Origin of the sequence: Enterococcus mundtii (assembly GCF_002947535.1) — a bacterium.
GTDB lineage: Bacteria > Bacillota > Bacilli > Lactobacillales > Enterococcaceae > Enterococcus_B > Enterococcus_B mundtii_B.
The window spans coordinates 85,586-94,311 of record NZ_PUAP01000019.1; the positions used below are offsets into that span (position 1 = coordinate 85,586).

At 40.4% G+C, this 8,726-nt stretch carries 7 protein-coding genes; 5 read left to right on the plus strand and 2 right to left on the minus strand.

Translation table 11 applies throughout. From position 1 onward, the window contains the following. Together CUS89_RS06070 and CUS89_RS06075 are read left to right on the plus strand one after the other, a co-directional pair. Positions 1-2,682: an alpha-mannosidase gene (locus CUS89_RS06070; protein WP_104871450.1), complete on the plus strand. Its 2,682-nt coding sequence runs from the start codon at positions 1-3 to the stop codon at positions 2,680-2,682. Positions 2,683-2,685: 3 nt separating this feature from the next. After that, positions 2,686-3,552, plus strand: coding sequence for an ROK family protein (locus CUS89_RS06075; RefSeq protein ID WP_104871451.1), 867 nt, complete (start codon positions 2,686-2,688; stop codon positions 3,550-3,552). Positions 3,553-3,698: 146 nt separating this feature from the next. Here CUS89_RS06075 and CUS89_RS06080 read toward each other — a convergent pair whose 3' ends face one another. Together CUS89_RS06080 and CUS89_RS06085 are read right to left on the minus strand one after the other, a co-directional pair. After that, positions 3,699-4,160, minus strand: a complete 462-nt coding sequence (locus CUS89_RS06080; protein ID WP_181055322.1) for a GyrI-like domain-containing protein — start codon at positions 4,158-4,160, stop codon at positions 3,699-3,701. 163 nt (positions 4,161-4,323) lie between these two features. Further along, a complete protein-coding gene (locus CUS89_RS06085; protein WP_104871453.1) occupies positions 4,324-5,178 on the minus strand; it encodes an RluA family pseudouridine synthase in 855 nt (284 codons plus the stop codon). A gap of 210 nt (positions 5,179-5,388) precedes the next feature. On the opposite strand from CUS89_RS06085, the gene CUS89_RS06090 reads away from it, so the two are divergent. The 3 genes from CUS89_RS06090 (at position 5,389) to CUS89_RS06100 (ending at position 8,681) form a co-directional block, all read left to right on the plus strand. After that, a complete protein-coding gene (locus CUS89_RS06090) occupies positions 5,389-7,563 on the plus strand; it encodes a PBP1A family penicillin-binding protein (protein WP_104871454.1) in 2,175 nt (724 codons plus the stop codon). A gap of 67 nt (positions 7,564-7,630) precedes the next feature. Continuing rightward, positions 7,631-7,972, plus strand: coding sequence for a YlbF family regulator (locus tag CUS89_RS06095; protein ID WP_019723052.1), 342 nt, complete (start codon positions 7,631-7,633; stop codon positions 7,970-7,972). A gap of 172 nt (positions 7,973-8,144) precedes the next feature. Beyond that, positions 8,145-8,681 carry a hypothetical protein gene (locus CUS89_RS06100; protein WP_104871455.1) on the plus strand — a complete coding sequence of 179 codons (537 nt, stop codon included), beginning with the start codon at positions 8,145-8,147 and terminating at the stop codon, positions 8,679-8,681. Positions 8,682-8,726: the final 45 nt, after the last annotated feature.

The window sequence follows — 8,726 nt, forward strand, 5'->3', positions numbered from 1 at the left end:
ATGAAGAAAAAAGTATATATCATTTCTCACAGTCATTGGGATCGTGAGTGGTATATGGCATACGAACAGCATCACATGCGATTAGTGGAGTTAATGGATGATTTGTTGGAGCTGTTTGAAACCGATCCAGACTTTAACAGCTTTCATTTAGATGGACAAACGATTATTTTAGATGACTATCTGCAAGTACGTCCTGAAAAAAGAGAAGCAATCCAACAAGCCATCGATGCAGGAAAATTACGGATTGGACCATTTTATATTTTACAGGATGATTTTTTAATTAGTTCAGAATCAAATGTTCGGAATATGTTGATCGGTATGGAAGAAAGTCGCAAATGGGGAACGCCTGTCATGTTAGGTTATTTCCCCGATACCTTTGGCAATATGGGACAAACGCCACAAATGATGAAGCAAGTAGGTTTAGAAGCTGCTGCGTTTGGTCGTGGGGTGAAACCAATTGGCTTTGATAATCAAGTATTAGAAGCTGAGAACTATTCGTCACAATATTCAGAGATGTGGTGGAAAGGTCCTGACCAAACGGAGATCTTTGGGTTATTGTTTGCCAACTGGTACAGCAATGGGAATGAGATTCCTGCTGAGAAAGAAGCCGCGATTCGTTTTTGGGATCAGAAGTTAGCAGATGCCGAGCAATATGCGTCAACGGACCATTTACTGATGATGAATGGGGTGGATCACCAGCCTGTACAAAAAGATATAACAAAAGCAATTCGATTAGCCAATGAATTGTATCCTGAATATGAATTTATCCATTCCAACTTTACGGATTATCTAGAAACTGTTCAACAGGATCTTCCTCAGGATCTTGGCGCAGTTGAAGGAGAATTGACGAGTCAGGAAACCGATGGCTGGTATACGTTAGCCAATACAGCTTCTGCGAGAGTTTATCTCAAACAGTGGAACACAAAAGTACAGCGTCAACTTGAAAATGTCACAGAACCGTTAGCGGCGATGGCATATGAAGTGACAGGAAAGTATCCACATGATCAATTAGATTATGCTTGGAAAACACTGATGCAAAACCATCCTCATGATAGCATTTGCGGATGTTCAGTTGACTCTGTACATCGAGAAATGATCCCGCGCTTTGAAAAAGCCAATGAAGTGGGGAGATTTTTAGCACAAGAAGCGTTGGATCAACTGGCAACAGCCATCGATACAAGTGGATTTTCGAAGGAAAGTTATCCTTTTGTCGTTTTTAATACAGCTGGAATGCCCAAAACAGGGTCAGCCGAAATCACTTTAGAATTGGAACGAAAACGATTTGCAGAAGGGATTCCAGAGGAGCTATATCAAGAATTGGCGGAACAACCTAAGAAGCAATACCATGTTGAAACGTCTGACAAAAAACAAATCCCAGCTTTGGTTTCTGAAGAAGTTGTATCATTTGGTTATGATTTACCGAAAGATCGCTTTAGAGTGCCATATATGGCAAGATATGTCACGATTGAGCTACCAATTGATGAAATGCCTGCATATTCTTGGGAAACATTCGCTTTAGTTGAAGGAGCTGCGGATGAAAAACAAGAGTCGATGATTACTCAAGCAGGACGCTGTATTGAAAATCAATTCGTGCATGTATCCATTGAGCAAAATGGGACATTGACCTTATTGGATAAAACGACCGGGCAAGAATTTGAAGAGTTATTGACATTTGAAGACGTCGGTGACATCGGTAACGAATATATCTTCAAGCAACCAGAGAATGAACAAGCGATTCTTTCAAAAGACCAACCGACAAGTACTGTTGAGATCATCAAGGATAAATCTGAAATCGCTCAAATCAAACTAACCCAAACCATTGACATCCCTATTTCTGCAGATGATCGGTTAGAAAAAGAGCAACAAATGGTACGAGAGTTCCGCTTTAGACAAGCCCAACGCTCAAAAGAATCAAAGCCACTGACAATCACAACACTGATTACACTGCGTGCAGAGAGCAAAAAGATCGATTTTACAACAACCATCGACAATCAGATGAAAGATCATCGCTTACGTGTCTTATTCCCAACGAAGTTACATGTGGAACAACACGAAGCAGACAGTATTTTTGAAGTCGTAGCTCGTCCAAATCAAGTCTCTGCAAGTTGGGAGAACCCGACCAATCCCCAGCATCAACATGCCTTTGTCCAATTAGGCGATGCAACCCAAGGGATAACGATTGGGAATTTTGGTTTGAATGAATATGAAATCGTGGATGGAAAAACCGTTGCGGTGACATTACTGCGTTGCGTCGGTGAGATGGGCGATTGGGGTTATTTCCCGACACCGGAGGCACAGTGTTTAGGTGTTCACCAATTCGATTACAGTTTGGAGGTTCACTCCGGAAAAGATAAATTCGCCACATACAAACACGCTTATGCAGCTCAAATTCCGTTTTCGACCAAGCAATTGTCCAATCAAGTAGGTAAATTCGCCTCGAAAAACCAATATTTATCAATTAAAGGGGAAACGTTTGCAATTACTGCTTTGAAACGAAGCAAACTTAATGATAAACTAGTAGCGAGAGGATTCAATATGTCTAGTCATTTAGAATCGTTGCATTTGACGAAAAATGGCAAAAAAGGCAAACGGTTGAATCTCCTTGAAGAAGAATGTCAAGAGACGATTGACGAAATGCTCCAGCCTTATGAGATTCGGACAGTCGGCTTTGAGGAGGAATAATTGATGTATGGTGGAATAGAAGCAGGTGGAACAAAATTTATTTGTGCAGTATCAGATCAGGGAGAAATCATTGAAAAAATCAGTGTACCGACAACTCTACCAGAGGAAACGTTGGCGTTAGTGTTTGATTTCTTTGATCGTTTTGAATTAGAAGCAATTGGAATCGGTTCCTTTGGTCCAATTGGTATTGATCCAACGAATGATCGCTATGGCTATGTCTTAGCTACGCCTAAACAAGGGTGGCGAGATTTTGATTTCTTGGGAAGCATCAAACAACGATACGACTTACCTTTAGCATGGACAACCGACGTCAATGCTGCGGCATATGGTGAATTGTTGCAAGGTGCAGCGCAAGGGAAAAATAGCTGTATCTACTTGACTGTCGGCACGGGTATCGGTGGCGGAGTCGTGTTGAATAGCGATATTCTTTCTGGGAGTGCGCATCCGGAAATGGGACACATCATGGTCAAACGTCATCCAGAAGATGATTACGAGGGAACTTGTCCTTTCCATAAAGACTGTTTAGAAGGATTAGCTGCTGGACCATCGATCGAAGCGCGTACAGGAATCAAAGGACAAGATCTACCTGAGGATCATCCTGTCTGGGATATCCAAGCTTATTACCTTGCACAAGCATTAGTCAATTATACATTGACATTAGCGCCAGAAAAGATCATTTTAGGGGGCGGTGTCATGAATCAAGCACACTTATTGCAAAAAGTGAGAGAACAATTTACAGAATTGATGGCAGGTTACATGGAAACACCGCCAGTAGATGAGTATATTGTTCAATGGGGCATGCCGAATGAAAGTGGGATCATTGGAAGCTTGCTTTTAGCGGAAAAAGCACATCGAGAAGGAATCAAATAAATTTAGTTTGTTGCTAAAGTTCTGAAAAATAGAAAAACACATACTGTACTAATTCTTGATTTTACATCGGCCAAGGCAACATCAAATAGTATGGTATGTGTTTTTCTATCCAGTGCGATCAAGGGTACATCGATTCTGTTTAAAGCTTAGTTGATCGGAAAAATAACTTGTGTCAATAATTGGTCTTCTGGTGTTTCAAGCGGGTTACTGAGATAGTAATCATAATAAACGCCTGTACTTTCCAAATGATTTTCTTGGAGATAAACCATCATTGCCCCGTATGTTGATTCAAGTGTGGCGTAAGAACCCTGATGTGTGGCGATAACTGCTTTTCCACCATAGGTTTGACTCATATAAACTTCATCATTTGCAGAAATTGCTGTATTGACAGGAATCCCTAACTCAATGTCAAAGACGGTAAAGTCTTCATTACTATTCAGGTAAGCACAGTAGGGGGCACCAATCAGTTGGGCACCTTGTTCGGCAACAGCTTGCATCAATTTTTCATAGCCCGTATCTATTGCAACGGTCATGTTTTCCATAGTGACAGCAGTCGCTTTGGTTGCTACAGCAATTTGTGATGAAAGATTACTTACTTCAATGTTCATATGAATGATCTCCTTGATATTTTTTATATACATATAATGTAAGTCTAACATGTAGGCGCTTACTGTCAATTCATATTTTTGATAGAAATAGGAAAAAAATGAGAATTGGGATTGTATTAAGTTCCCAATTCTCAGTTTTTTGTTTATAACTATTTCCAAATATTTACCATAACCCCGGTACTGCCTTTGTAATGATTTTCTCTTGTGTAAAAGGGTGGGTCATATGGAGTTCAAACGCATGGAGCATCAAACGTTTTGCTGACTTCGTTTGATAGAGCGGGTCACCAACAATGGGGTGGCCTTGATTTGCTAAATGTACACGGATTTGGTGGGTTCGTCCTGTATCCAAGACACAATAGACCTTTGTTTTATCTGCTGAAACTTCGGCGACTTGGACATGTGTGATGGCTGGTTGCCCATTTCTTGGATCGACCACTCGTTTGCGACGATCATGCCGATCTCTACCGATTTTGTCTGTGATCGTTACATCTTGAGAAATTTTACCCCAGACAACGGCTTGGTAACGGCGGTAGATTTTTTTCTGTTCCAACATTCTACCTAAAATAGGCAAAACAAAAGGATTTTTAGCAAACAGAACAGCACCACTCGTTTCTTTATCTAAGCGATGAACGACATATGGACGTTGTTTTTTTTGATCTAAGTAAGCAGCAAGATGATTCAATAACGTATTCGTTTCCGTCGGTTCATTCGGATGCGTTTTGATACCGACTGGTTTATTGACAATGATCAAGTGCTCGTCCTCGTACAACACGCTGACTTTTGTTGCTTCCCCCAATTGGATCTCTTGGTAACTATAGTCAGTTTCCTCAAAGTGCAAAGTGATTTGATCTCCAGCTTTTGCTTCGTGATGGAATAAAACAGGTTCGCGATTCAATAAGACGTTTTTACGTATACGCAAAAAGTGACGAACTTTTCTTGGTACAAGCCACTCATTTTCTAATAATTCTCGAATCGTCATGGTTGGATGAGATTCAGGTAACGTGATCGTGATGTCCACATGCTCACACCTTTCATTGAAATTCAGATTCATTGTAACATTTTTAACAGATATTTAAGAAAAAAATGGAAAATTTCTGTCATTTCATATGCTAAACTATCCTCACTATGTATAAATTAGCGCGTACACCTACATCTTAAGCAGGACGTCACGCATGCTTAGTTATGTTAAAATAAGAAGAATGAGATCATTAGACAGGAGAAGAAGTGCATGGATTTTCAGAGCATTCTAGGAAGAATAAAAGCTGCGCTCGTCAGTTTTTGGCGATGGATCAAGCCCTATCTTGGACAATTCCATCGCTGGCGTAAGCGTGTGTGGAAGAAATATCATATCAATAAACTGATTTTACTGATCGGTTTGATTGTTGTATTGATCACGAGTATTTATCTGTTTGTGTTAGCGAAACAAGCGAATGTTGAAACACTGAAATCTGGTTTGAGTCAGTCGACCGTGATTTATGATAAAAACAACGAAGAGGCGGGGACCTTGTATGCACAAAAAGGGTCTTATGTGGAGTTAGATGCGATTTCTCCACTGATCCAAGATGCCGTTATCTCGACCGAAGACCGGAATTTTTATCAACATCCTGGTTTTGATATCAAAGGGATTGCCAGAGCAGCAGTAAGGATGATCACATCTGGTGGTACAGGCGGGGGTGGCGGAAGTACCATTACCCAACAGTTAGCCAAAAATGCGTATCTTACACTAGATCAAACGTTTGACCGAAAAGCAAAAGAACTTTTTCTAGCGATTGAAATCGAGAAGAAGTACAGCAAAGAAGAAATTTTAACGATGTATCTGAACAATGCCTATTTTGGTAATGGGGTTTGGGGCGTGCAAGATGCCTCTAGACGCTATTTCGGAGTGGATGCTAACAATGTCACGCTGTCTGAAGCTGCTACATTAGCTGGAATGTTAAAGGGACCCGGAATCTATAATCCGATCGATCATCCAGAAAATGCCAATAATCGGAAAAATACGGTGCTAAGTGTGATGGCAGAAAACGGAAAAATCAGTGAAGAACAAGCCACTGCTGAGTCTCAAACGGATATTACGCACTATTTGAATGATACGTATACTGGTTCGGAGTCTGGTTATCGTTATCCTTATTATTTTGATGCAGTGATTGATGAAGCTGTTAGTGAATATGGCTTAGATGAAGCAGATGTCATGAACAAAGGCTATAAAATCTATACGTCATTGAATCAGAATTATCAGCAACAATTAGAAGCGACTTATCAAAATGATGCGTTATTCCCTCCAAATGCGACAGATGGAGCCATGGTCCAATCAGGTTCAGTTGCACTAGATCCGAAAACTGGCGGGGTTGCAGCGCTGGTTGGTCGACGTGGGGAGCATGTCTTTAGAGGATTCAACTTTGCGACGCAGATGAAACGTTCACCTGGTTCATCGATCAAACCACTTAGTGTGTTTGCTCCCGCATTAGAAGCTGGCTATACACCTTCAAGTATTCTTGAAGATAAACCACAATCTTATTACGATGCGCACAACTTTGATGGGACCTATCAAGGAGAAGTACCGATGTATCAAGCAGTAGCCCAAAGTTTGAATTTACCTGCTGTGTGGTTACTTCATGAAATCGGACTTCAAAAAGGGTTTGATAAGACAAAAGAATTTGGCTTGCCTTTAGCTGATTCAGATAAGTATTACGGGTTAGCGTTAGGTGGTTTGGAAAATGGGGTCTCCCCAATGACCATGGCGGGAGCTTATGGCTCATTCGCCAATAATGGAAAGATGTACACGCCGCATTTGATCACTAAGATCGTCGACTCTACTGGAGCGGTCATCGTTGATAATACCAACAGTAAACCAAAACAGGTCATTTCTGAAGAAACAGCAAATCAGATGACTAGCATGTTACTAGGTACGTTCTCTAATGGAACGGGTGTTGCAGCAAATCCATACGGTTATACGGTAGCTGGGAAAACAGGAACGACAGAAACCAATTTTGATGCAACAAAAGCGAATGATCAATGGATCGTCGGGTATACCCCGGATGTAGTCATCTCTACTTGGTTGGGATTTGAAGAAGCGAGTGAACTTCACTACTTAGAAGGTACAAGTGGCAATGTGGTAGGGAAAGTCTTCAAATCCGCAGCAGAAGGTATTTTGCCTTACACCGATCAAACAAGATTCAATGTGGCAGATGCTTATGCGACCGGTGGTCAAGTCGTCCCAGCAGATCAAGTGCCAGATAATTCACAAACCAATGAAGGAAATAATGGCAACTGGCAAGACAATTTAGATCGTTATGGCGAACAAGCAAAAGACGGTCTAAGGAATTTTGGCGATATGCTGAGAGAAGGCGTACAAGGTATCGGTGACGCAACGCGAGATCTATGGCGTCGATTCCAAGGAGAGTAGGCACTTTGAAAACGAATCACCTCATGTTACAATAGAGTTTATTAAATAGAAGAAAAGAGGCCGTCGTATGTCAAATATTTATGATAGTGCAAATCAAATCGAACGTGAGATTCGTGAACTAAAAGAATTCAAAGAGCTAGAAGAAGCTTATGCAAAAGTAAAAGCGAATGAAGAAGCACATCAACTATTCAAAGATTTCCAAGCAATGCAAATCGAATTACAAGAAAAACAAATGAGCGGACAAGAATTCAGCGATGAAGATGCTGCCAAAGCACAAGAAATGGCAATGAAAATCCAAACTGAAGAAGTCATCAATGACTTGATGCAAAAAGAACAAGGATTCAGCACAATCATCAATGATTTGAACCGTATCATCATGACACCAGTACGCGACTTGTACAGCGAATAGTCATCAGTAAAATAAATCTCTGGCATGAAACCTCTAAAGGATTTCATGCCAGTTTTTTTATGAAAAACAATTTTTTCTTTCAGAAGAAAAAGTGATGGACAGGCAAGGAGCATCCTTTGTTATCATTAAGTTGCAGAAAGACACCAATAAACAAACGAGAGGATGTGAACCTATGCGAAATAAAATGACGATCGAAATTACCGCACCTATTAAAGGTTTGAATGTTACGAAACCTTTTGATTTAGCTCTTTTCAATCAATTTATTCTACATAAGCGAACAAAAGAGTTATTACATACACTAAAAAAAATGAAACATCAGCTTGTGGAAGAGTCATGGGCCTATGATAAAAACTTTCGTTGGGTATCCACAAAAACACATTTCGAGCATTATCAAAACTGTTTGATCTGGGCAGAAAAACTGGATCGAGTCATTTATCAGCGGTTAACAGAAAAACAAAAAAATCATACGCCATTTTCTCTTCTTTCACTCATGGTAACTCATCGCTATATTCACGAATATGCACGTTATACAGTGAAAGACCAACGAATGATTTTCCAAGAAATCCGCCAAAGTCCACAAGTAGAAAACAAAGATCTTTTTATGTTTGAAAAATTAAAAGAGGGTGTTAGCTTAGCGATCACAGCTAGCAGACCTTCGCCTACGTTAGCGGAAAAACCAAAAAATAGGGATCGAACACAAAGCCTTTGATCGTATCGGTAAGTCCTAATTTAATAGACAAAACAAAAACTTAAA

What these genes read in the sequence shown, in the direction of transcription:
- CUS89_RS06070 (WP_104871450.1), top strand. Translation starts at nt 1, where the DNA reads ATGAAGAAAAAAGTATATATCATTTCTCACAGTCATTGGGATCGTGAG.
- CUS89_RS06075 (WP_104871451.1), top strand. Translation starts at nt 2,686, where the DNA reads ATGTATGGTGGAATAGAAGCAGGTGGAACAAAATTTATTTGTGCAGTA.
- CUS89_RS06080 (WP_181055322.1), bottom strand. Translation starts at nt 4,160, where the DNA reads ATGAACATTGAAGTAAGTAATCTTTCATCACAAATTGCTGTAGCAACC.
- CUS89_RS06090 (WP_104871454.1), top strand. Translation starts at nt 5,389, where the DNA reads ATGGATTTTCAGAGCATTCTAGGAAGAATAAAAGCTGCGCTCGTCAGT.
- CUS89_RS06095 (WP_019723052.1), top strand. Translation starts at nt 7,631, where the DNA reads ATGTCAAATATTTATGATAGTGCAAATCAAATCGAACGTGAGATTCGT.
- CUS89_RS06100 (WP_104871455.1), top strand. Translation starts at nt 8,145, where the DNA reads ATGCGAAATAAAATGACGATCGAAATTACCGCACCTATTAAAGGTTTG.